The organism is Paenibacillus cellulositrophicus, assembly GCF_009363095.1.
In the GTDB taxonomy this organism is placed as follows: Bacteria; Bacillota; Bacilli; order Paenibacillales; family Paenibacillaceae; genus Paenibacillus_AQ; species Paenibacillus_AQ favisporus.
Genome location: NZ_CP045295.1, coordinates 2360558 through 2384612, shown reverse-complemented (window position 1 = coordinate 2384612; position 24055 = coordinate 2360558). Strand labels below are relative to the sequence as shown.

Annotated in this window: 15 protein-coding genes; 14 read left to right on the top strand and 1 reads right to left on the bottom strand. The window is 57.8% G+C overall.

What is annotated here, in order from left to right:
- Window positions 1-2 precede the first annotated feature (2 nt).
- The 10 genes from GCU45_RS10805 (at window position 3) to GCU45_RS10760 (ending at window position 15794) form a co-directional block, all read left to right on the top strand.
- Window positions 3-671, top strand: a complete 669-nt coding sequence (locus GCU45_RS10805; RefSeq protein WP_152398920.1) for an urea amidolyase associated protein UAAP2 — start codon at window positions 3-5, stop codon at window positions 669-671.
- Complete coding sequence (uca, locus tag GCU45_RS10800; protein ID WP_152398919.1) at window positions 664-4296, top strand: urea carboxylase; 3633 nt, start codon at window positions 664-666, stop codon at window positions 4294-4296. The genes GCU45_RS10805 and uca overlap by 8 nt, the downstream gene beginning before the upstream one ends.
- Window positions 4293-6023 (top strand): allophanate hydrolase, encoded by a 1731-nt coding sequence (locus GCU45_RS10795; protein WP_152398918.1) that lies wholly within the window; start codon window positions 4293-4295, stop codon window positions 6021-6023. Before uca ends, GCU45_RS10795 begins: the two co-directional genes overlap by 4 nt.
- A 357-nt stretch (window positions 6024-6380) precedes the next feature.
- A complete protein-coding gene (locus tag GCU45_RS10790) occupies window positions 6381-7418 on the top strand; it encodes a LacI family DNA-binding transcriptional regulator (protein ID WP_152398917.1) in 1038 nt (345 codons plus the stop codon).
- 139 nt (window positions 7419-7557) lie between these two features.
- Window positions 7558-8010 carry a VOC family protein gene (locus GCU45_RS10785; RefSeq protein WP_152398916.1) on the top strand — a complete coding sequence of 151 codons (453 nt, stop codon included), beginning with the start codon at window positions 7558-7560 and terminating at the stop codon, window positions 8008-8010.
- Between the two features lie 28 nt (window positions 8011-8038).
- Window positions 8039-8740, top strand: coding sequence for an SDR family oxidoreductase (locus tag GCU45_RS10780; RefSeq protein ID WP_152398915.1), 702 nt, complete (start codon window positions 8039-8041; stop codon window positions 8738-8740).
- Between the two features lie 53 nt (window positions 8741-8793).
- Entirely contained in the window at window positions 8794-9465 is a 672-nt protein-coding gene (locus GCU45_RS10775; protein ID WP_152398914.1) for a ThuA domain-containing protein, read from the top strand.
- Window positions 9466-10172: 707 nt separating this feature from the next.
- The gene (locus GCU45_RS10770) at window positions 10173-12233 is read left to right on the top strand and encodes an alpha-galactosidase (RefSeq protein ID WP_152398913.1); all 2061 of its coding nucleotides are present in this window, start codon (window positions 10173-10175) and stop codon (window positions 12231-12233) included.
- A 30-nt stretch (window positions 12234-12263) separates the two neighbouring features.
- Window positions 12264-14870, top strand: a complete 2607-nt coding sequence (locus tag GCU45_RS10765; protein WP_152398912.1) for a carbohydrate-binding protein — start codon at window positions 12264-12266, stop codon at window positions 14868-14870.
- 96 nt (window positions 14871-14966) lie between these two features.
- Window positions 14967-15794: an aldo/keto reductase gene (locus GCU45_RS10760; RefSeq protein WP_152398911.1), complete on the top strand. Its 828-nt coding sequence runs from the start codon at window positions 14967-14969 to the stop codon at window positions 15792-15794.
- Window positions 15795-15882: 88 nt separating this feature from the next.
- Here GCU45_RS10760 and GCU45_RS10755 read toward each other — a convergent pair whose 3' ends face one another.
- The gene (locus GCU45_RS10755) at window positions 15883-16749 is read right to left on the bottom strand and encodes a helix-turn-helix domain-containing protein (protein ID WP_152398910.1); all 867 of its coding nucleotides are present in this window, start codon (window positions 16747-16749) and stop codon (window positions 15883-15885) included.
- 199 nt (window positions 16750-16948) lie between these two features.
- On the opposite strand from GCU45_RS10755, the gene GCU45_RS10750 reads away from it, so the two are divergent.
- The 4 genes from GCU45_RS10750 (at window position 16949) to GCU45_RS10735 (ending at window position 23987) form a co-directional block, all read left to right on the top strand.
- A complete protein-coding gene (locus GCU45_RS10750) occupies window positions 16949-19288 on the top strand; it encodes a glycoside hydrolase family 95 protein (protein WP_152398909.1) in 2340 nt (779 codons plus the stop codon).
- 275 nt (window positions 19289-19563) lie between these two features.
- Window positions 19564-21855, top strand: coding sequence for a helix-turn-helix domain-containing protein (locus tag GCU45_RS10745; protein WP_152398908.1), 2292 nt, complete (start codon window positions 19564-19566; stop codon window positions 21853-21855).
- A gap of 266 nt (window positions 21856-22121) precedes the next feature.
- On the top strand, window positions 22122-23063 hold the full coding sequence (locus GCU45_RS10740) for an ABC transporter permease (protein WP_244364514.1): 942 nt from the start codon (window positions 22122-22124) through the stop codon (window positions 23061-23063).
- A 15-nt stretch (window positions 23064-23078) separates the two neighbouring features.
- A complete protein-coding gene (locus tag GCU45_RS10735; protein ID WP_076175564.1) occupies window positions 23079-23987 on the top strand; it encodes a carbohydrate ABC transporter permease in 909 nt (302 codons plus the stop codon).
- The last annotated feature ends 68 nt before the right edge of the window (window positions 23988-24055 follow it).

Here is a 24055-nt window from a genome sequence, read left to right as displayed (position 1 = left end):
AAATGAGCACATTTCAAGCGGTGGCAAGCGAACGAAACGCGGCGGATGCCGTGTACAACCGCATCATAGCTGCAGGAGAGGGCTGGATTTATGACCTGTTCCCTGGGCAGGTGTTGCGCATCGTCGATGTGGAGGGCAATCAGGCGGTGGACACCCTGTTTTATTCCAAGGAAGATCCGGGCGATCATTACAGTGCGGTCCGTACGATTACCCGCCAAAATAACATTTATCTGACCACAGGCTCGGTGCTCGTTGCCGAATCAGGCCGGGAGCTGCTGCAGATTACAGCCGACACCTGCGGCCGGCATGACACGCTTGGCGGTGCCTGCTCGGCCCAGAGCAATACGGTGCGGTATTCACACGATACGCTCCCGATGCATAACTGCCGGGATACCTTCATGCTGATGCTGGCGGGCCGGGATGAATTCACGAAGCGGGATTTGGCCCCGAACGTCAATTTTTTCATGAATGTGCCGGTGACGCCGGAAGGGGAGCTCACCTTTGCGGACGGCGTATCCGGACCGGGACGTTACGTCGAGCTGACGGCGCTGGCGCCGGTCACCGTCCTGATCAGCAACTGTCCGCAGCTGAACAATCCTTGCAATGCCTATAACCCGACGCCGGCGCAGGTGCTGGTCTGGAATGCGGAAGGAGGCGAAGGCGATGTTTAAAAAGGTGCTGATCGCCAACCGCGGAACGATCGCGGTACGAATTATCCGGACGCTGCGCGCGATGGGCATTGCGTCGGTGGCCGTGTACACAAAAGCGGACCGGGACAGCCTGCACGTGGAGCAGGCCGACGAAGCCGTGCTCATCGGGGATGGCCCAGCCAAGGAGAGCTACGTGAATGCCGAGCTGATCCTGCGCACGGCTCTCGACACCGGGGCGGACGCGGTGCATCCCGGATACGGCTTCTTAAGCGAAAACGCCGGATTTGCCAGAGCCTGCGCGGAGCACGGCATCACGTTTATCGGGCCGTCCCCCGGGCATATCGAGCTGTTCGGCCTGAAACATACCGCGCGCTCGATGGCTGAGCAGGCGGGGGTGCCGCTGCTGCCGGGCACGGGGCTTATTTCGTCGGTGGACGAAGCCGCCAGGCAGGCTGAAGCGATCGGCTACCCCGTCATGCTCAAGAGCACAGCCGGCGGCGGAGGCATCGGGATGCGTATTTGCGGCGACGAAGCGGCGTTGCGGGATGCATTCGAATCCGTGACCCGGCTGGCAGCGGCGAATTTCAATGACGGGGGCGTTTTTCTGGAGAAGTATATCGAGCGGGCGCGCCACGTTGAGGTGCAGATTTTCGGCAACAGCGACGGCGAAGCGGTCGCTCTGGGCGAGCGCGACTGTTCCGTGCAGCGCAGGAACCAGAAGATCATTGAAGAGACGCCGGCGCCGCTGCTGGCGGAACCGGTGCGCCGGGAAATGCACGAAAGCGCCAGGCGTCTTGCCGCAGCCGCAGGTTACCGCAGCGCCGGCACGGTCGAGTTTTTGTACGATCCGCAGGAGGAGAAGTACTACTTCCTGGAGGTGAACACTCGGCTGCAGGTGGAGCACGGCGTCACGGAGGAGGTGCTCGGCATCGACCTCGTGGAATGGATGGTCCGGGAGGCGGCCGGCGATTTGCCGGGACTCGCACAGCGGGTGCGTGAACCGGAGGGGCACAGCCTGCAGGTGCGTCTGTACGCGGAGGACTGCGTCAATGCTTTCCGTCCGGCGGACGGCCGGATCGACGCGGTGGTCTGGCCGGAACGCGCAAGGATCGAGACGTGGATTCAGCCGGGCCTCGAAGTGACCACACTCTATGACCCGATGCTGGCCAAAATCATCGTCCACGCCAAGACGCGGCAGGAAGCCGTCTCCCGGATGATCGAGGCGCTGCAGTCGCTGCGCGTGTACGGTGTGACGACAAACCAGTCTTATATCGAAGCTTTTCTGGATACCGAAGCGTTCCGCGAAGGGCGGGTCTATACGAACATGCTGGCCGGTTTTGAGCCGGTCGAGCCGGCGATCGAGGTGCTGGACGGCGGCGTTCAAACCACCGTACAGGACCTTCCGGGCCGAACGGGGTACTGGGATATCGGCGTACCTCCGTCAGGGCCGATGGACCGGTTGGCCTTTGCCATCGGCAACCGGCTGCTCGGCAATCCGGAGGAAGCGCCGGGCCTGGAAATGACGCTGCGCGGAGGAAGCTACCGCTTCCGCGGCGCCATGCGGTTCTGCCTGACCGGGGCCGATATGCAGGCGGAGCTGGACGGCGAACCGGTGCCGGCGTATACCCCGGTGACGGCGTCCGCCGGCTCGGTGCTGACCCTGGGCGAAGCCGCCGCCGGGATGAGGGCTTACCTACTCGTCGCTGGGGGCCTGGATATGCCGCTGACGCTGGGCAGCGCGTCGACGTTTACGCTCGGCGGCTTCGGCGGCCATACCGGCAGCGCGCTGCGGCCGGGGGCGGTGCTCCGGGTCTGTAGCGACTCGCCGGACCGCCAGTCCGAGCCTCTAAGCTTCCTCGCACCGGCATCGCAGCCGGCGCTGACGCGGGAATGGACCCTCGGGGTCATTCCCGGCCCGCATTGTACCGCCGAATACCTGCTTCCGGCGTATTTGGACCAGCTAACCTCCACGGTGTGGGAGGTGCATTTCAACAGCTCGCGCACCGGCGTCCGCCTGATCGGCCCTGCGCCGCTGTGGGCCCGGGAGGATGGAGGCGACGCCGGGCTGCATCCGTCGAACATCCACGACAACGCCTACGCCGTCGGCGCCCTGGACCTGACGGGTGACATGCCGATCCTGCTTGGACCGGACGGGCCGAGCCTCGGTGGGTTCGTGTGCCCGGTCACGACAGCGACGGCGGAGCTCTGGAAAATAGGGCAGCTCCGCCCGGGCGATCAGGTCCGTTTCCGGCTGATCACTGTAGAGGAAGCCGAAGAGCTGAGAGCAGCCCAGAAGGAATTTCTGCGTGAGCTCTCCGGCGGGGCGTCTGTGCCGAAGCTGCCTGAGCTTCCACATACATCCCGCGGCGACTATATGCCGCTGCTCGCATACGAGGAAGAAGGGCGGCGTTTTCCGATTGCGGTGCGCTGCTCCGGGGACGAAAATATTTTGGTGGAATACGGGGAACGCGAACTCGACCTGCTGTACCGCTTCCAGGTGTACGTCCTGATGCAGGCGGTCACGGACAGCGGAAGCATCCCGTATATCGAAATGACACCGGGCATCCGTTCCCTGCAAATTCATGTAGATGCGGCCCGTATGTCCGTGAAGGAAGCGGCGGCGAAGGTGATGGAGATCGACCGGACGCTGCCGCCGCTCGATTCCATTGAGGTCCCTTCCAGAATCGTCAAGCTGCCTTTATCATGGGACGATCCGGCCACAAGGCTGGCGATCGAGCGCTATCAGCAAAACGTGCGTCCGGATGCGCCTTGGTGCCCAAGCAACCTGGAGTTTATCCGCCGCATGAACGGGCTGGGCTCGATTGAGGAGGTGGCTGAAATCGTTTTTAACGCCTCCTATCTGGTCATGGGGCTCGGGGATGTATACCTGGGAGCGCCGGTTGCGGTTCCGCTGGACCCCCGCCATCGGCTGGTGACGACCAAATACAATCCGGCCCGCACCTGGACGCCGGAGAATGCTGTCGGCATCGGCGGAGCCTACCTGTGCGTATACGGCATGGAAGGCCCAGGGGGCTACCAGTTCGTGGGGCGCACGGTACAGATGTGGAACAAATTCCGCCGGACGTCGAACTTTGAGCAGGGGAAGCCGTGGCTGCTGCGCTTTTTTGACCAGATCCGCTTCTATCCGGTGTCGGAGGAGGAGCTGCTGCGAATGCGTGAGGACTTCCCACGCGGGGAGTTTACCGTGGACGTCGAAGAAACGACGTTTAATCTCGGCGAGTATCTGGCCTGGCTGGGCACGATCCAGGAGGAATCAGCGGTGTTCCGGACGTCCCGGCAGGCCGCGTTTCAGCAGGAGCGCGCGTACTGGAAGGAGCTTGGCATCGCGGAGCATGTATCCGAACCAGAGGCAGCCGCGACCCAAGAGCAGGGGGCGCTCCCGAAAGGAAGCCTCGGCGTGAACAGCTCGATGTCGGGCAGCGTCTGGAAGGTGCTCGTAGAGCCGGGCCAGGAGGTCCGCAAGGGCGAGACTATTATAATAGAAGAAAGTATGAAAATGGAGTTTTCCCAGCCTGCTCCGTTCGATGGCATCATTGCCTCCGTCTTTGTGGCGTCCGGCGATCAGGTGCGGGCAGGCGACTGCATCGCAGCGATCTATCCGGTAGAAAAGGAGGCGGCGTCATGAGCATTCAGGCGGTTCCTTTAGGACTGAGCATCCATGCCCTCCAGCAGGGTTATCGGAGTAGCAGCTTTACGCCGCAAGAGGTGATCGCGGCCATTATCAGGCGTGCGGAACGGGACAGCGGGATGAATATTTGGATCATGCCGCCGGAGGAGGAACGAATTGCTCCTTATCTCGAAGGGCTGAAGGGGCTGGATCCGGCTGTCTGTCCGTTATGGGGCATCCCGTTTGCGGTGAAAGACAACATCGACGTGGCCGGCTGGCCGGTCACCGCGGCTTGTCCCGACTACGCCTATGTGCCGGAACGGCACGCGCCGGTGGTGGAGCGGCTCATCCAGGCCGGGGCGATTCCGGTGGGCAAGACGAACCTGGACCAGTTCGCCACCGGCCTTGTCGGCACGCGCAGCCCCTACGGCGAGACGCATAATGCGCTCCGTCCGGAGCTGATCAGCGGCGGCTCAAGCTCCGGCTCGGCCGTCTGCGTCGCCCGCGGGCAGGCTGCGTTCGCCCTCGGCACCGACACGGCCGGCTCGGGCCGGGTGCCCGCGGCGCTGAACGGCCTGGTCGGCTACAAGCCGGCCGTCGGCGCCTGGCCTGCGGCGGGCGTCGTTCCCGCCTGCCGCAGCATCGACTGCGTGACGGTGTTCGCCCGTCACGTGGACGACGCGGCCGCCGTGGATGCGGCCGCACGCGGGTGGTGCGCGGATGATCCGTACTCCGCGGACCGTCCGCACCGCGGCGAGCAGCCGAAGACGTGGCTGCTCCCGCAGGGCCGCCCCGAGTTTTTCGGCCCGTTCGCGGCCGAATACGAGGCGGCCTGGGAGCGGGCGAAGGAGACGATCGCCCGGTCCGGGGTCCGCGTGCAGCAGGTGGATGTGTCCCTGCTGCAGGAAGCGGCGGCCCTGCTGTACGAGGGGCCGCTCGTGGCCGAGCGCTGGAGCGCGCTCGCCGGCTTCATCGAGGCGCATCCCGGGTCGACGTTTCCGGTGACGGAAACGATTCTGCGCTCAGGAACCCAGGCCGAGCATACGGCGGCAGCCCTTTTTCGCGCCCAGCACCGGTTGGCTGAGATTCGCAGGGTGGTCCGTTCCTGGCTGCGGCAAGCCGTGCTGGTGCTGCCGACCTGCGGTGGCACGTGGACGAGGGAGCAGGTCGGCGCCGACCCCATCGGAACGAACAGCAAGATGGGCCTCTATACGAACCATTGCAATTTGCTGGATCTCAGCGCGCTGGCGATTCCGGCCGGGCAGGCGGGGCCGGAGCTCCCTTTCGGCGTGACGCTGTTTGTGCTTCCTGAAGAAGAAGCGAACCTGGCTGAAGCAGCGCGCTTCCTGCTGCGGCAGCAGGACACAATTCGTGTCGCCGTCTGCGGACTGCATATGCGCGGCATGCCGCTGGAGCCGCAGATGACGGGGCTCGGCGCGGTATTTGCGGAAGAGGCACAAACCGCCCCGGTGTACCGGCTGTACAAACTTGCGACCGAGCCGCCGAAGCCTGGGCTGGTACGGACGCCTCTAGGAGGGGCGCCGATCGCGGTGGAGCTGTGGGATATGCCGGTGGAGTCTTTCGGCAGGTTCACAGCCTCGATTCCAGCGCCGCTCGGGATCGGTCGGGTGGAGCTAGCGGACGGGCGGAGCGTCCCGGGTTTTGTCTGCGAGGCGTACGCCGCAGAAGGGGCGCTGGACATTACGGTTTCAGGGGGATGGAGAAACGCGATGGCCGAAGTATAATTTTTTATGATAGAAAGTCAGCCAGCCAGTCCGGTCTCAACCGGTTCTGGCCTTTTTTTATGGCAACAAAAACCGAGAGATTGTTAAGAGCATACTTAAACTCTTTTTCCCAAACGGCTCAAATAGCAAGCACGGTTAACGCATGGCCCTCCGCCTCCTTGAAAATGTATTGACAACATGTGGAAGAGGGGATAGATTGAACTCATAAACACGTGTTTATGCCTAAAGGTGTTATTTTTTTGAATGGCGAATGCCGGATTCGCGATTATACATACAGGCATGGTGAAGCGGAGCTCACGGATACTGCAGCTGTGCCGCCTTTTGTGAACACGTGTTAATGAATTTGGAGTGTGCAGGATGAGGAAGAACGACATCAACAGCATCGAAATCGCCAGAATCGCAGGTGTCTCGCGAAGCACCGTCAGCCGGGTGATCAACAATTACCCAAACGTGCCGGAGGCTACGCGGGAGAAGGTCATGCAGGTCATCGAGAGGTACGGCTATTCTCCTAATTTCTCAGCACGCATCATGACCGGTATGAAAACGCTTACGATTGGTCTGTTCCTGATTTCGCCGGAGGCGATTCACGACACGCTGACCCACGCGCTGATCGGCGATGTGATCGAGAGCGCGTCCCGCCGCGGCTACTACGTCCTGACCCACATTATCCGGAGCACAGGGGACACGGAGACTGTCCGCAAGGTGAAGGATACGTTTTATCAGCGGCGGATTGACGGCGGCATATTTATCGGCGCGGCGAATCATGAGCCGTTTATCGAGGAGCTCATTGCCAAAGGATTTGTGGCGGGAATCGTGGACCAGCATCTGGAGGGGCGGATGGAGCCGAATCGGGTGATCTGCAATTTTGACAACAAGCTGGGCATGAAGCAGGGAGTCGATTACCTGGTAGGCCTGGGACACCGGAACATTGCGTTCATTGCAGGGGATCCGCTTCGCTGCTCCGGTCCCGAGAGAATGGTGGCTTTTCAGGATGCAATGGCGGCTAACGGTCTGAAGGTGAACCCGGACTGGGTCCTGCCATCGGATTTCTCCGAACGAAGCGGATACGAGTCGACCGCGCGCTGGCTTCAGAGCATCCCAGACCTGCCGACGGCCATTTTCGCCTGCAACGACAGCGTGGCATTCGGGGCACTTCGGGCCTTGAACGAGGCCGGACTACGGGTACCTGAAGACATCTCCCTGATGGGGTTTGACGATCATCTCTTGAGCTCGCGCATTCAGCCGTCGCTGACGACCATACGGGTGAACTTTTCCGAAATGATCGACATGCTGACGCGGCAGGTCATCGACACCGTTGAGGACGAGACACAGATGTTCAAAAAATACGTAGGGACCGCGGAGCTGGTCATCCGGGACTCGTGCCGGAAAGTCTAATTTAAACAGTAAGGATGAAATGTGCGTCGGATTTGGGGATTTGATGTTTGGCGGGAACAGAAGAGGGAATCTATTGGCTGCTTAGGGTTCGAAGTGAAAAATGCTTTTCCAATTCAGCACTGTTAAGGAGGATCTTCACATGACGGTAGGCGCATTAGGAACCAAGCTGGTTACACAAATCGGGATTGTCGTGAAAGACATCGATACCGTTTCGCAGAGCTATGCGGATTTTCTGGGGGTGGAGCGGCCGAAATGGTCCTTGACCGACACCGTGGATGTCGCCCAGACGGAGTTTAACGGGCAGCCTTCGGTGGCACGTGCGAAGCTGGCCTTTTTTGACTGCGGGCAGCTGCAGATCGAGCTGATCGAGCCGGATGAGCATCCGTCGACCTGGCGCGAATTTTTGGATGAGCATGGTGAAGGCGTGCATCATATCGCGTTTGGGATTCAAGGAATGAAGGACAAGATTGCCGTACTGGAAGGCCGTCACATGCCGCTGATTCAAAAAGGCGAATACACCGGCGGGCGCTACGCATACATCGACAGCAGCAACGAGCTGAAAGTTCTGATCGAGCTGCTGGAAAACGATTAATCCGATAAGCAGGTGAGGTGCTGAAGCTATGAATATTTTGATTACGGGATCGGCCCGGGGGCTTGGCTTTGAAACGGTCAAAGCGGCGCTTGCGCTTGGGCATACCGTGTTTGCAGGCGTGCGGGATATGGAGCGGCATACCGAGCCGCTTCGTGCATTGCGTGCAGCCCATCCGGACCGGCTCACGCTGATCGCAATGGATGTCACTGATGAAGAGAGCGTGAAAAACGCCAAGGCAGCCGTGCTGGAGCATACGGATGTGCTCGATGCCTTGATTAACAACGCAGGCGTGCTGATCGGCCGCGAGCATAAGCTGGAGGAGCTGGATTTTGCCGATATGGACCGGTCCATGCTGGCGAACCTGTACGGACCGATGAAGGCCGTGAAGCATTTCCTTCCGCTGCTGCGCAGGAGCGCCCAGCCGTGCATCCTCAACATCAGCTCGGAGGCCGGATGCTTTACCGGGGCCTACGGCGGGGATTACCCTTACGCGATTTCCAAAAGCGGGCTGAACTACTTTACCGCGCAGCTCCGCAAGGAGCTGACTCCTCAGAATTTTGCGGTTTATGCGGTGCACCCCGGTTGGATCCGGACCCCAATGGGCGGCGACCAAGCGCCGGGCGACCCGGCGGATACCGCGCAGGGCTTGCTGCGCATTGTGGAACGAACCGTCATCCCCGACCCGAATGCCTGGATGGTGAATCATCGCGGGGAAGCGATGCCTTTTTAACGGTCGCGATCTTTGGACCACCGTATTGCTTTCGACAATAAGGAGGATGCCACATGAAAACGATTTGGGCGGTTGTCGGCGACTTTTATCATGAAGCCGAGCCGGCGAAAAAGTCACTTGAACAAGTTTTAGAGCCCTTCCTGGCGAATGGACAAACCGGGCTGCTGTACAAGGAAGTTTCCGATCTCGCCGCCGGGCAGCTTGGGCAGAAGCCGGACCTCGTTATTTTATTTGCGGAGAACCGCCTTGAGCCGCAAAGCGACCCGGAGGCAGCCTGGATGACCGAGGACATCGGCCGGCAGATCGAAGCTTATGTGAGTGGCAGGGGTGCCTGGGTCGCATGGCATTCCGGGCTGGCGTCGTATCCCGAGGACGGCGCGTATGTGAACATGCTGCGAGGGTATTTTTTGTCACACCCGAAGGAGCACAGTGAGGTGACCTATACACCGGTCGGCGGATCAGCCTTGGGCGAGATGGACGGTACGTTCCGGTTCAAGGATGAACACTACTTTGTCGCTTGCTCCGAGCAGGAGACCGAGGTGTTCCTGCGGTCTTCTTCGCGGGACGGCGAATCCATTGCCGGCTGGCTGCATCCTTACGGCGAGGGACGGGTAGCCTGCGTGTCGCCGGCACATCTGCCTGAGGGATTGCTGAACGAAGGGTTCATCCGGCTGATGCAGCGGGTGATCGCATGGAGCCTGAAGCTCGAGCCGGTGGATGCGTAGGGAAGGAAAGTGGTCCTGAGGAGGAGTCGGTTCTGAGGACGAAGGCGGGCATGTTAGCTTCTATAGATTGAAGGTGATAGGACCCAAAAGCAGACAGATGCGTCTGCTTTTTTTGTTGTCTAAACCGACTTGGAGGCGGGTGTCGTTGTGCCTTGGCGGCGATATAATGAGGGCGCGTTGCCATGTCGGCTGGTGTTGTTTGTGATATCAGATGCAGGGGTTCGAGCTATTCTTGATGTTTAGCCCCGCACCGTATGCCCTCCCAGCACAACGCAGCGGAGGGGACGAAACAATTCCGGAGAAGCGGAGCGGTCGCCTGAAAGCTTTCCGCAGGAAAGCTCACTTCGGAAGCCCAGGCTGTCCCCGAATTTTATCCTTCTATAGATTCCGCGAAAATTCGGGGGCAACAGCGATCGGAGGAATGTTTCGTACACGGAGCGCCCATCGAAGCACCAGCATCCATCGAAGCACCAGCTTCATCGAACCTCAAGCACTCACCATCGGCCACCCCCATGCCGCATTTTAACAGCCCGCCTATCTTCCAGAAGCGTTAATTCCCGCTATCAATCGGTAGATCGCTCTATAGCAAGCCGATAAAGCGCTTTCTATAATGAAGTCATACGGCTGGGGCGGAAGCGGATGCCAAGCATTCCTGACTTTTGCCCGTGCAGCCAGAGACTTGCAGAGACAGGAGGAAAATAAGGCGAATGATCACAAACAGCCAAACGGACGCGGTCCAGGTCCGGCAAACCGGCTCCCTGATCCGCGTATCCACGGATCGGGTGACGCTGGAGGTCGACCTGGAACAGGGCCATTACAGCGCTGCCGGCGGCACGCTGTGGGACTGGAAAGAAATCCGCAGCGCCATCCGGTGGAACGGGCGCGAATACCATACGGGCAGCTACGACCGCCACAGCTTGAATGGGGAGCCGGAGAGCATCGAGGATGCCTTCGGAACCGGCGTTCATTTATCGCTTGTGCATGAATCCGACATGCTCCCGACGCTGGAGCAGCATTTTTGGATTTACGAGGGTGCGCCGTTTTACCTGACGCAGCTGGTGGCTGTCCATAAGACGCGCATCCGGCTGAACCGGATGACGGTGCTGCGGTGCGGGCAGCTGTCCTTTGGGCCGACCATGGACAAGGAAGACGAGCTTACGGTGCTCCGCGTTCCCTACGACAACGACAAGTGGGTGCGCTATGAGACACAGACGGCGCCGCTGCGCACCGAGAGCTACGAGGTTACGGTCTTGTTCCGGCCGCACAGCCGGCAAGGGATCGTTGCCGGTTCACTGAGTCATGACGTCTGGAAAACCGGCATTAAAATCCAGGGCGAACAGCCGGGAACGCTGGACGAACTGGAGTTGTACGCCGGCGCGGCCGGGGAAATGACCCGGGATTTTCAGCCGCACGGCTACGTCCATGGGACACGCGTGGCGTCTCCGGTCGTATTCGTCGGTGGGTACGACGATTACCGCCGCGGCCTGGAGGCTTACGGACGGGCTAATGCTACCCTGTCGCCGGCGCTTCCGTGGGAAGGCGGGGTCCCTGTTGGCTGGAACAGCTGGTCTGCCGCGATGAGTACGCTGGATTACGATCTGTACACATCGACGAGTGATTTTTTGAAGCGCGAGGTTCAGGCGGATGGTTTTCAAAATAACGACACGCTCTACATCAACTTCGACGCTTTCTGGGACCGCCTGACGGATGAAGAGATGGAGGATGCGCTGAACCGGGTGAGGCAAAACGGCCATAAGCCGGGGACGTACTGGACACCGTTTGCCTTCTGGGGCAGTCCGTCCCAATTCGACAAGCCCGTGGAGGGAACGGATGGCGAGTTCACGTACAGCGACATTTTGCTGCGGGACGCCGAAGGCGAAATCCTGCCGGACATCGCCGGCGGCCTGGCGATCGATCCGACCCATCCGGGGGCGCTGAAGCGCATCGATTGGTTTACGGACAAAATCATCCGGGAGGGCTTTGAGTACATCAAGCTCGATTTTATGGCGCACGGTGCGCTGGAGGGACAGCATTACCGCCCTGAAATCACCACAGGCATTGCTGCCTATCATTACGGGCTGTCTTATTTGGCGAAAAAGCTGTCTCCGGAAGCGGCCGGAAAGCCGATCTTCATCAACCTGTCGATCGCGCCACTGTTCCCGTACGCTTTTGCGCACAGCCGGAGAATTTCCTGCGACGTGTTCGGCATGATCGGGGATACGGAGTATCTGCTAAATTCGCTGACCTACGGCTGGTGGATGAACGATACGCTGTACCGGTTCAACGACCCCGATCACTCGGTGCTGTACAAGAGCTTCAACCAGGAGGCCACCACTCGCCATGAGGGGCGGACCCGGCTGACAGCATCCGTGATCGCAGGAACGTTGCTGCTGCTCGGAGACGATTTCAGGCAGGAAGAAGCAGCCTCCCGCGCCAAGGCTTGGCTGCGGAACGGCAGCATCATGGAGCTTGCGCGGAAGGGCACAACATTCGTTCCGGTGGAAAGCACCCTGGGCGGCCGTGCGGCGGACGCTTTTATGCTGGCTGATCCGGACGAGGAGGGGACGGTCTACCTGGCTGTGTTCAACTTCGACGGCAAACAGGCAGCGAACAAGACAGTCCCTCTGGTCCGCCTAGGACTCGAACCGCTCGCAACTTACCGCGTAACCGACCTGTGGGAAGGGACCGAGAGCGAGGCCAGCGGGGAAGTCCGCTTAAGTCTTGAACCTGTGGCGTCCACCATATTGAAGTTATGCATCCAACCCTAATTCAAATGCCAAGGAGGATTGAGGATTCCGATGAGTACACGAACCCGGTTTATCCCGAAAATATTGCTGATGATATGGGCGGGGCTGTTGGCCTTGTCCTGGCCCGGGGCTTCCTGGGCCGCATCTTCTGAAACGGCTGCCGGAACGGGAGCTGATGCTGCAGCTGTTGTTTCGTACGAGGCGGAGGCTGGCGCCAACACGTTTACGGGCAATGCGGGTCCTGCGGACTGCGGAACCTGCTCGGGCGGCAAAAAAGGCGGCAACCTGTACGGCGGCTCCACTCTGCAGTTTAACGGCGTCACCGCGGATCAGACCGGCGTCTATACGATGACGGTGCACTACATTTCCGGCGACCCCCGCGCCGCCGTCATTTCGGTCAACGGGGCGGAAGGGGAAAATTTCAACTTTCCCAAAACGGCGGACTGGAATACGGTCGGCACCTACGATATCCAGATCGACTTGAAGCAGGGCAGCAATACGATCCTCTTCGACGACGGCGGCGGATACTCGCCGGATATCGACCTGATCAAGCTGCAGTTGGCATCGGCCGGCGACGGCGTGCCGGACAATGACGGCAGCATTGGCGAACTGGGCAAACAGCTCCATGTCACGAAGTACGGCTCCATTACGCTGACCGAGTATCAGCGTGGATTTAGTGTGGCCAATCCGTCATATGAGCTGCTGTACAACACTTCAACAGGCCTGTCCCAGTACAACTGGAACCATAAGCCGGTGATCAAAGGTGCCTATAGCGAAATCCAGCTCGACAAAACGGTAGCGAGCAAGGATTACGGCAAGCATACGTTTAAAGCCAAGGACGGTGTGACTCCCTTCCGTGACGCCACGGGCGAAGGCATCAAGGTTACGGTCCGCAGCGAGCAAAAAGGACTGCCGGATCTGAGCCAGGTCTTTTACATTTATAACAATGGACCGTACGTGTTGACGGAGGTGACGGCTTCCCAAGCCGCCGGGCTGACGACCAACCAAATTGTGCCGCTGGCTGTGGAGGCCCGGGGCGGCGTCGATATCGGCAGCTACGGCGACAACCGGGTGCTCGTGACGCCTTTTGATAACGACAGCTGGTCCAGGTATCAGGCGAAAAGTATCAATACTCGCTTAAATACGGATAACTATGTCAGTTCCGAACTAACAGCCATTTATGACAATACAAGCCGAAAAGGTCTGGTGGTCGGTTCCGTTACGCATGACACATGGAAAACGGGAATCCACTGGAGCGGCACCGACAATAAGCTGAACGAGCTGCGCGTGTACGGGGGCTTTACTTCCCAGGCTTCCACGCATGACAGCCTGCCGCACGGAAGCGTGTCCGGAAAGAGCGTGACTTCGCCGAAGGTGTTTATCGGTTTGTACGACGACTACCGCAAAGGCATGGAGGGTTACGGCCAGGTGAACGCCGCGATTGCGCCGCCGCTTGCTTTTAGCCAAAACATCCCTGAAGGTGTACCGGTCGGCTGGAACAGCTGGGGCGCTTATGCCGATCATCTCAGCTACGACAACGCAGCAGCTGTCTCCAACTATGTGAAGGAGCATCTGCAGAACAACTCTTTCGAGAACAAAGGGAACGTGTATATTAACCTCGATTCGTATTGGGACAACATGACCGACCAGCAGCTGACCGATCTCGTGAAGCTGATTCACGGCAACGGCCAGAAGGCAGGCATCTACTACTCCCCGTTCGTTTATTGGGGGGACAACATGGACCAGGCGGTCGAAGGGACGGACGGCAAATACAAGTACGGGGATATCGTGCTGAGGGATGCATCCGGCAACGTTCTGCCGAAGCTGGACGGCGCTTATGCCGTGGACCCGACCCATCCGGCCGTGAAAGCCCGGATCGACTACTATATGAACCGTTTCAAAAAGGAAGGTTTTGAGTATATTAAGGTAGACTTCCTGTCCCATGGCTCTTTGGAAGGCCGGCATTACGATCCGAACGTGCAAACCGGCATTCAGGCGTACAATCAGGGAATGGCTTACCTGGATCAGGCCATTGGCGGCACGATGTTCATCAGCGAATCGATCGCTCCGCTGTTCCCGAGCCAATATGCGCACAGCCGCCGCATTTCCTGCGACGTGGACGGAAGCCTGGGCAGCACGGAATACCAGCTGAACAACTTGACTTACGGCTGGTGGCAGAACGGGACGATTTATCATTACACCGACCCGGACTATATGACGCTGGTGAAGGGCGGCTCGTATGAAGGAGCGCAGACCCGTGTCAATGCGGCGGCCATTTCGGGTACGGTCTTCCTGAACTCCGACGATGTGAACGACCCGGCGGCACGCCAGTACATGGAGAGGTTGCTCACCAATCCGGAAGTGAACGCGCTGGCGGTGAAGGGCAAGGCCTTTAAGCCGGTGGAAGGAAATACCGGCACGAAAGCGGCCGACCTGTTTGTGCTTGAAGATCAAGGCACGTATTATCTGGCCGTGTTCAATTACACCCAAAATTCGGAGCAGCGTCAGATCGACCTGAAGCGTGCCGGCATTCCTGTCCAAGCGGGGGCTTCCGTTCAAGTGACCGACTTGTGGACCGGGGAAAAGGTAACGGCAGGTGCAACGCTGGACGTTACGCTGAAAAGCGCCGAATCCAAGCTGTACCAAATTAGTCCTTGAATTTGACTTTGCCCATAGGCTGGTTTATCTTGGGACAGGATGGGTGGTTTTCAGTCATCCACGACATTTACCTGATTCGAAGGAGGCGTCTTACTCATGAACAATCTGCAGTCCACCACAACCTTGTCCAGCGGATATGCCATGCCATGGCTCGGGCTGGGCGTCTACAAGGCACAGGAAGGCAGTGAGGTCGTTGGCGCGGTAAAAGCGGCCATTGCGCACGGCTACCGCAGTATTGACACGGCTGCGCTGTACGGTAACGAAGAAGGTGTCGGCAAGGCGGTCCGGGAATCCGGTGTTCCGCGTGAGGAGCTGTTCATTACCACCAAAGTTTGGAATTCGGATCAAGGTTATGACTCTACCCTAAAGGCGTTTGAACAAAGTATAAGCAAGCTCGGCCTGGACTATGTGGATCTGTACTTGATTCACTGGCCGGTCAAAGGCAAATACAAGGATACATGGCGTGCGCTGGAAAAGCTGCAAAAGGACGGCAGGGTCCGTACGATCGGCGTATCCAACTTCCACGTTCATCATTTGGAAGATCTGATGCAGGATGCCGAGGTGAAACCGGCCGTCAATCAGGTGGAGCTGCATCCGCTGCTCTCCCAAACGGAACTGCGCAGCTACTGCAAATCGCAGGGCATTCAGATCGAAGCCTGGTCGCCGCTGGCTGCGGGCCAGCTGCTGGACAATGAAGTGCTGGCAGGCATCGGCGCCAAATATGGTAAATCCACCGCGCAGGTCATCATCCGCTGGGATCTTCAGCACGAGATCGTGACGATTCCGAAATCGGTCAAGGAGCACCGGATCATCGAAAATGCCGATGTGTTCGACTTCGAATTGACGACGGACGAAATGCAGCAGATCGACGGGTTGAACCGGAACCAACGGACCGGCGGGGACCCGGATAATTTTAATTTCTAAGCAGCATCTATCAGAGCAAGTATGACCAACCCAATCGCGTATTCCGGCTGACCAGCGGATGCGCGATTTTTTTATTCCTTCCCCGGACTCATATCCGGTGCAGCGGATTCAGCCGGTACTGGCTGGGAGTCGTGCCGTGAAAGCTGCTGAAGTGCCGGGAAAACGGGTGGATGGACGGGTACCCCAACTTTTCCGCAATCGCCGTAATGCTCAGGTCGGTCTCGACCAGCATATGGGCCGCCCGCTTCATGACGAGCTGATGATGGTAGGCCTTCGGGGTCATCCCCGTTTCGCGCAGAAACAGCTCATGGAAATAAGTGCGTTTCAGACCGCAGAACCGGGACCAGGCTTCTACCGACTGTCCATGCTCCGGACGGCTGTTCAAATACTCCAGCAGGCGGACGATGCGGTAATCGCTCGGATGCTGCACGTTCACGGCGTTGTGCCAGGACAGCATCCAGCCGTACAGAAAGCTGTTCACCGTTTCGCTGCGGTAAAACTTGGATTCGCTGTACATCCTGGCGATCATGGCGATTCCATCATACAAATGGGGATGGGCGCGCAGGGAGAAGACGCTCGGAAGCCGGTCCAGTTCATCGCAGGGCAGTTCGATAGACAATCGGTCAAAAATAAAAGGCTCGGGCGCATGGATGAAAGACCGGCTCGGAGAGAGCGGGTTGGCGTCATCCCATAAATCGAAATACAGATTATACGAAGGCAGCGGATGGGACGGGCGGATGTGAAAAGCATGCGGCTGGCCCGGACGCAAAAAAATGAGCGTTCCCCGCTCGATCGGATATTTGACCCCTTCGACCTCCATTTCCCCGGGGCCTTCATTAAACAAGTGAAGGGCATACACGCTGCCTGCGCGCAGATGCTCGTTGCTGCTGCCGTCGTACAGATAACTCATGGAGTCGCCTACGAATGGAGTTATCTCGGATAAGCTTTTGTTCATATCATGTCTCCCCCGCATTTAGAAGGTGTATGTTTGCTGATTCCAAACGATAGATTGGCGGATGAATTGATAAATCAATGGATGCGTTAACAAAGACGGATTATACATCAAAATGATACGATAAAATCAACGGTACCGGAATAGAATTCAGTAAGAAAAGCGGATGAATTCGCAAATAATTTTTGGTGGAGGATATCGGATGAATGACTTGAAGCTTTGGTACGAGGGCCCTGCGGCAGGCTGGGCACAGGGGCTGCCGCTCGGAAACGGCAGAATGGGCGGCGTGATTATATCGGCTCCGCACAAGGAGGTTTGGAGCCTGACCGAGGTCACATATTGGTCGGGACAAGCGGAGCCCTGCCACGGCCGCTCCAATACGAAGCAGGATCTGGAGCGGATGCGTGAGCGCTTTTTTGCGGGCGATTATGCCGCTGGCGACAGGCTGGCGAAGGAGCATTTGCAGCCGCCCAAGCGCAACTTCGGCACGAATTTGAGCCTGTGCGACATCATTCTGGAGTGGCCTGCGGCAGCCTCGGAAGGGGGAGCGGAAATGCGCAGGGAGCTGGATTTGCAGCAGGCCGAGGCACGCTCCGCCGGTACAATGAACGGATACCGGTTTGAACGGGAGACATTCATTTCCCATGCGGACGATCTGATGGTGTCCCGGCTGTGGACCGAGGACCCGGCGGGGCTAACGTTCACGCTCCGGCTCGAGGGCCGCACGGAGGAATTCGGCAGCGAAGCCCAAGGGACGGACATGCTGGCCTTCGCCGGCAAAGCGGTGGAAACCGTGCACAGCGACGGAACATGTGGGGTGTCCTGCAGCGGAGCGGTACGTGTCCAGGCTCACGGCGGCAGCGTGCTTGCCTCATCGGGAACGATCCGGGTGGAGGGGGCGGAAGAAGTGTGGGTGTACACCGCCGTCCACACGGATTACCGCCAGCCGGACGATGCATGGAGGGAAGCGGGCTTCCGCCAGCTGGAGCAGGCGCTGGGCAAAGGCTATGACCGGCTCAAGGCGGACCATGCCGCCGATTACCGGCCGCTGCTGGGGCGGGTGCGGCTGGATCTCGGCACGTCAGCGGCGGCCGGCCTGCCGACCGATGAGCGGATGCGCCGATTCCGGGCAGGCCAGACGGATGATCCGGCGCTGTTCGCGCTCTTCTTCCAGTACGGCCGCTATCTGATGATCGCCGGATCGCGCCAAGACTCGCCGCTGCCGCTGCACCTGCAGGGCATCTGGAATGACGGTGAAGCGTGCCGCATGGGCTGGAGCTGCGACTACCATCTGGACATTAATACGCAGATGAACTATTTTCCGGCGGAAATTGCCAATCTTGGCGATTCCCACGAGCCGCTGATGCGCTACGTCCGGGAGCTCGCCCAGGCCGGCCGGTCGGCCGCGCGGCAGTATTACGGCGCAGAAGGATGGGTGGCCCACGTGTTCTCCAACGTCTGGGGCTTCTGCTCGCCCGGATGGGAGACGTCGTGGGGCCTGAACGTGACGGGCGGCCTTTGGCTCGCGACCCATATGATGGAGCACTACGAATACGGCATGGACGACAAGTTCCTGGCCGAAGAGGCGTACCCGGTGCTCAAAGCAGCCGCGGCCTTTTTCCTGGACTACATGACCGTGCATCCGGAATTCGGCTGGCTGGTGACCGGTCCTTCCAACTCGCCGGAGAACAGCTTCTATCCCGGGTCTCCGGATGAAGGAGCACAGCAGCTCTCCATGGGCCCGACGATGGACCAGGTATTGGTGCGGGATCTCTTCACCTTCTGTCTGAACTCAGCCCTAAAACTGGATGTGGACGCCGAGCTGCAGCGGAAGTGGGAGCACGCCATCTCACTGCTGCCTCCATTGCAGGTCGGCCGGCGCGGCCAGCTGCAGGAGTGGCTGAAGGATTACGGCGAAGCGCAGCCGGAGCACCGCCATTTGGCCCATCTGTTTGCCCTGTATCCCGGCAGCCAGATCACGCCGCATCATACGCCGGCATTGGCGGAGGCGGCGCGGGTAACGCTGCAAAACCGCATGGAACGCATCGACCTTGAGGACGTGGAATTTACCGCCGCCTTATTCGGTCTCTTCTTCGCCAGGCTGCACGACGCGGGCCGGGCCGAGCATCATATCGCCCATTTGATCGGCGAGCTGTGCCTGGACAACATGCTGACCTATTCCAAGTCGGGGATCGCCGGGGCCGAGACGAACATCTTCGTGATCGACGGCAACTTCGGCGGGACGGCCGCGATCGCGGAGATGCTGCTGCAGAGCCATGATGGGGAAATTCATCTGCTGCCGGCGCTGCCGGACAGCTGGCCGGACGGGGAAGTTCGGGGGCTTCGGGCCAAAGGAAACTTGGAAGTGGACTTGACATGGAAGCATGGCAAGCTTGTCCAGGCCCGGATACAGGCCTTGTCGGGCGGAACCGTTCAGGTATACTGCGGGGATCGGAGCGTGACGCTGAATTTGACCGCCGGCGGGGTGCATACGCTGGACGGAGCGCTCGCCGCGAGTACGGCTGCCGGACGAACAAGCTGAGCCGCGCCGAGCTTCGGTGAACTTTAGGCATAAAGGCAATTGCAGCCGTATGGGCTGCGGTTGCCTTTTCTATATCAACAAATCTTGATTTACGGCCTCCTCAGTCCCGGTGATGCTGCATTCTAACCGCAAAACAGGGAAAAATGTACCTTTTGGCTGGAGTGTACCTATACAAATTTGCGATCAAGGCTTTATTATGGAATGTACGCTGCATGAGCAGGCCATACATCATTCAACCCACAAAATGATAGCGCTATCAAAACAAGGGGGATATCATGCTGAAACGTTCCAGCGTTTTTCGAAATTTTCTGATTTCTTATATCGTCATTCTTCTGATCCCCTGTGTGGGCGGTTACATTTCTTACCTCACCTCGATATCCGTTACACAGTCCATCTCGATCGATAACAGCTTGATACAGCTGGAAAAGAGCCAGGAGCTGCTGGAGCACCGGATGGCGGAGGTGGAAGGCATGACCCGGCAAATCGCCATCAGCCAGGAAGTGAATATGCTGATGAACGACCGCCATCAAGTGCAGGATGTGTACGGTTTGTGGAAGGCGATGCGGAACGTGCTGACCTTTGGGCAAACCAACGATTTTCTTCAAAACTATTTCATTTATTTGGCCAATTACGATTTGATCCTGACTTCAGGCTCCACTTTCCGGCCTGAGCATTATTATGAATATTTTCATTATGACGATATGTCGTTTGACGAATGGAAGACCCAAGTGCTGCTAAAGACCCACCGCAGCGAAATCAAACCGTTGACTGCCTATACGGAGAGGGGAATGGGTACTTCCGTCATTACGTTTATGCAGTCCTTGCCGCTCGACAGCTTCAATGATTCCTCACCGGCGAGTGTGGTGGTCGTGATCGACGAAAAAACCATTACCGGTTTGCTGTCAGGTCTGACCAAAGGATTTGGCGGATGGGTGCATATTTATGACAGTCAAGGAAATACGCTTGCGCTCCAAGGGAGCGTTCCGTCGTATGTGGACAAATTGAAGGATGACCCGGCTTTTGATGCCAATAAAACGAGTCAATTTTATAAGGATGACCTGGTCATCACAACCCGTTCGGACAAGAACGGATGGGTGTACCAGGCGGGCATTCCGCGGACCACCCTCATGGAGAACGCCAACAAGATCAAGCACGCAACCTTTATCCTGACCGGAGGGACGATGCTGATCGGCCTGCTGGTCGGGCTGCTGCTGGCGCGTCGTCACAGCGTTCCGATCCAAAGCATGATCGGCATTATCAAAGAACAGTTCGGCCGGGACGAGCTGGAGAAAAGGAATGCGTATGATTTTCTGAGCGGCAATATCGCCAATATGATCAAGACAAACAAACAGCTCGAAGGCGAGCTGACCCTTCAGCTTCCGCTGGTCCGCGACGCTTTCATTAAGCGCCTCATTGCAGGCGAATTCGAATCGCACGATGTCATCGTGGCGGCGGCCAAACAGGCCAACATTTCGCTCGAAAAGGAGAGCGGTTATGCAGGCATTCTCTGCATTAACGGATACTCGGGTATGGACAGCGTGGAAATTTTGAATGAGCTCAGCGCCACACGCCTCCTTGTGAAACAAGCGCTGCTGGAAATCGCGGGTCCGCTGCCGGTATCCGACCTTGGATCCGATAAGCTTGTCGTCTTGTTTTTCTCGCACGAGAACCGGGAACCCGGGCAGGACGAGGAGGAGCGGATAACCGCGCTGATGGAAGAGCTGATCCAGCATCTGTTCCAGGAATACAAGGTTTCCATCCAGGCTGGTTTCGGCGAGGGCTTTGAGACGTTGATGGATGTGAGCCAATCGTTCGAGCAGGCCAAGCAGGCGCTGGAATATGCCGTGTTTGTGAACTCCAAGGGCATGCTGTGGAATCATGAAGCCCGCATCGAAAACACGACGTATTATTACCCGCTCGACGCGGAGCAGCGCCTCGCAAGTACGATCCGGGCCGGGGAAGAGGAGGAGGCTGGCAAGATCATCGACGGCATTTTCGAGCAGAATATCGCAAGGCGCGAATTGTCTGTCGAGATGAAGCATCAGCTCGTCGGCGAGATCAAAGGAACCTTCCTCAAGCTGCTCGATCAGAAGGTTTTCCAGGAGACGAACATGGTTGAAACCGTGAAGCGGAGGGTCATCGACATCGGCCCCGCCGAGCCGCTGGATTCCGTTCAGGCGGAAATCAAGAGCATTACCGCTACGCTGTGCAGCTATATCGCTAACAAGAAAAAAGACTCCCACGCCAAACTGGTTCAGCGGATGTACCAGTACACGGAGGAGATGTACGCCAATCCCGATTTGACCCTGTACCGGGTGGCCGAATATGTGGAACGTCCGGAAAAATACATTTCCCAGTTATTTAAAGAAGTGACCGGGGTCAATTACTCGGACCATCTGATAAAGGTACGCATGGAGAAAGCTGCTGAACTGCTCAAAGAAAGCAATCATACGGTCGACGATATCGCCGCCCGGGTGGGGTACAACAGCTCCCATTCGTTCCGCCGGGCGTTTAAGCGATTGATCGGCGTGACGCCGAGCGTATACAGGCAAACGCTCGACGAATAGCACCAGCTCTTGTAAGCCGCAGGATCCGTTTGAGGACGATGCGGCTTTTGTGCGTGCGGAAGCCGAAGCGGAAATATGTACAGCGCTTAGAGCGATGGACCCCCGAAAAAAGGGAAATTGGATGCAAAACGACCGAAGTGTACCTGTTCAAGCGCCCGTTTGATCCACTATGCTCAAGCAAGAAAGAAAACGCTGTCATTTCATCACGCATCCACGCTGATGGCATAGGGGGGATTATTATTCTGAACAAGCAAGCCGCAATTCCAATGAAGCGCAAAAGCAGTACGCGCAAGGTCAGTTACTGGCAGATTGCCGGTAAAAGCATGAAGAAGCACTGGCAGCTCTATCTGCTCGTGATTCCTCCGATGTTATTTTTCCTTATTTTCAAATACTACCCGATGCTTAATGCAGTCCTTGCATTCAAGGATTATAACGTCATTAAGGGGATTTGGGGCAGTCCATGGGTAGGATTCAAGCATTTTGAGCTGTTCTTTAAAAATCCGCTGTTTTGGACATTGCTCAAAAACACGCTTCTGCTAAGCGGTTATTTGATCCTTGCCGGATTTCCGATTCCGATTATTCTGGCGCTGATGATTAACGAATTGCGCGGGAAGAGATTTAAGAAGTTCGTGCAGATGGTCACCTTTGCCCCTTATTTCATTTCCACGGTGGTCATGGTGTCGATCGTCATGCTGTTCCTGTCCCCAAGACTGGGCTTCGCCAACGTCGTCCTGAATTATTTTGGGCTTGAATCCGTGAATTTTCTGGGCGACCCGGGCATGTTCCGCTCCATCTATGTCTGGTCCGATATTTGGCAGACGGCCGGCTACAGCGCGGTCATCTATTTGGCGGCGCTGGCGGGAATCGACCCGACTTTGTACGAAGCGGCAAAGGTGGACGGCGCTTCGCGGTTCCAGAAAATCTGGCATGTCGATTTGCCGGGCATCGTTCCGACCATCGTCATCATTCTGATTCTTAACGTCGGCAACGTCATGGCGATCGGTTTTGAAAAAGTATATCTTCTGCAAAATCCGCTGAATCAGGTGAATTCGGAAATTATCGCAACCTATGTGTACCGGATTGGATTGCTGAACGCAAACTACAGCTTTGCCACAGCCGTCGGCCTGTTTAATTCCGTCATCAATCTCATCCTGCTGCTGACCGTAAATGGATTGGCGAAGCGGCTGACGAACAATAGCATTTGGTAAGGAAGGAGCAAAGGTATGACCATTCAACTCGCGGGAAGAAAAGCAATCAAGGAGTCGAAGGGCGACCGCCTGTTTTTAGGCATCGTCTACACCATTTTGATCTTGGTCGTCCTGGCGGTTCTGTATCCGCTCGTCTACATTTTAAGCAGCTCCATCAGCAGTCCGGCGGCGGTTACCTCCGGAAAGGTATGGCTGTGGCCGGTCGACATTTCGTTTGAGGGCTTCCGCGTGCTTTTCAGCAGGCAGGAAATTATGACGGGCTATTTAAACTCAATTATTTATACGGCGGCAGGCACCCTGATCAGTGTCACGCTGACGGTCATGATTGCCTACCCTTTGTCCCGGAGGTCCCTCTTTGGGCGCAACGTATTCATGATGATCATCACGTTTACGATGATTTTCAGCGGCGGGTTAATTCCCACCTATATGGTGGTGAAAGAGCTGCACTTGATCGACACAAGGTGGGCGCTGCTCATTCCTAACGCCATCTGGGTATGGCAGGTGATTATCGCCCGCTCCTTTTTTCAATCGTCGATTCCGGGAGAACTGCTGGAGGCCAGCGAGATCGACGGCTGCAGCGATATCCGGTTTATCCGCAGCGTCGTGCTCCCGCTGTCCAAGCCGATCATTGCCGTTCTGGTGCTGATGTACGCCGTTGGACAATGGAATGCCTACTTCGATGCGTTGATCTATCTCAGAAGCGCAGACCTGTTCCCGCTGCAGCTAGTCCTTCGGAGTATTATTATCCAGAACAACAGCTCGGGAGGAACGATGGATGCCATGGCGATGGTGCAGAAGCAGCAGCTGGCCGAGCTGTTGAAATATGCGCTGATCGTGGTCGCGACCCTTCCGGTGCTAGTCATTTACCCGTTCGTGCAGCGCTATTTCGTGCAGGGGATGCTGGTCGGATCGGTCAAAGGATAACCTTGAGGTGCTGATTTCGGCACGCCATCCTGATTCTTATTCCATTTCAAATGGAGGTGGTGCCCTTT

Excerpts from the sequence above, each read along its gene's own strand:
- GCU45_RS10760 (WP_152398911.1), top strand. The coding sequence starts at position 14,967 with ATGAACAATCTGCAGTCCACCACAACCTTGTCCAGCGGATATGCCATG.
- GCU45_RS10740 (WP_244364514.1), top strand. The coding sequence starts at position 22,122 with ATGAAGCGCAAAAGCAGTACGCGCAAGGTCAGTTACTGGCAGATTGCC.
- GCU45_RS10755 (WP_152398910.1), bottom strand. The coding sequence starts at position 16,749 with ATGAACAAAAGCTTATCCGAGATAACTCCATTCGTAGGCGACTCCATG.
- GCU45_RS10770 (WP_152398913.1), top strand. The coding sequence starts at position 10,173 with ATGATCACAAACAGCCAAACGGACGCGGTCCAGGTCCGGCAAACCGGC.
- GCU45_RS10780 (WP_152398915.1), top strand. The coding sequence starts at position 8,039 with ATGAATATTTTGATTACGGGATCGGCCCGGGGGCTTGGCTTTGAAACG.
- GCU45_RS10795 (WP_152398918.1), top strand. The coding sequence starts at position 4,293 with ATGAGCATTCAGGCGGTTCCTTTAGGACTGAGCATCCATGCCCTCCAG.
- GCU45_RS10735 (WP_076175564.1), top strand. The coding sequence starts at position 23,079 with ATGACCATTCAACTCGCGGGAAGAAAAGCAATCAAGGAGTCGAAGGGC.
- GCU45_RS10790 (WP_152398917.1), top strand. The coding sequence starts at position 6,381 with ATGAGGAAGAACGACATCAACAGCATCGAAATCGCCAGAATCGCAGGT.
- GCU45_RS10775 (WP_152398914.1), top strand. The coding sequence starts at position 8,794 with ATGAAAACGATTTGGGCGGTTGTCGGCGACTTTTATCATGAAGCCGAG.
- GCU45_RS10785 (WP_152398916.1), top strand. The coding sequence starts at position 7,558 with ATGACGGTAGGCGCATTAGGAACCAAGCTGGTTACACAAATCGGGATT.
- GCU45_RS10750 (WP_152398909.1), top strand. The coding sequence starts at position 16,949 with ATGAATGACTTGAAGCTTTGGTACGAGGGCCCTGCGGCAGGCTGGGCA.
- GCU45_RS10805 (WP_152398920.1), top strand. The coding sequence starts at position 3 with ATGAGCACATTTCAAGCGGTGGCAAGCGAACGAAACGCGGCGGATGCC.
- uca (WP_152398919.1), top strand. The coding sequence starts at position 664 with ATGTTTAAAAAGGTGCTGATCGCCAACCGCGGAACGATCGCGGTACGA.
- GCU45_RS10745 (WP_152398908.1), top strand. The coding sequence starts at position 19,564 with ATGCTGAAACGTTCCAGCGTTTTTCGAAATTTTCTGATTTCTTATATC.
- GCU45_RS10765 (WP_152398912.1), top strand. The coding sequence starts at position 12,264 with ATGAGTACACGAACCCGGTTTATCCCGAAAATATTGCTGATGATATGG.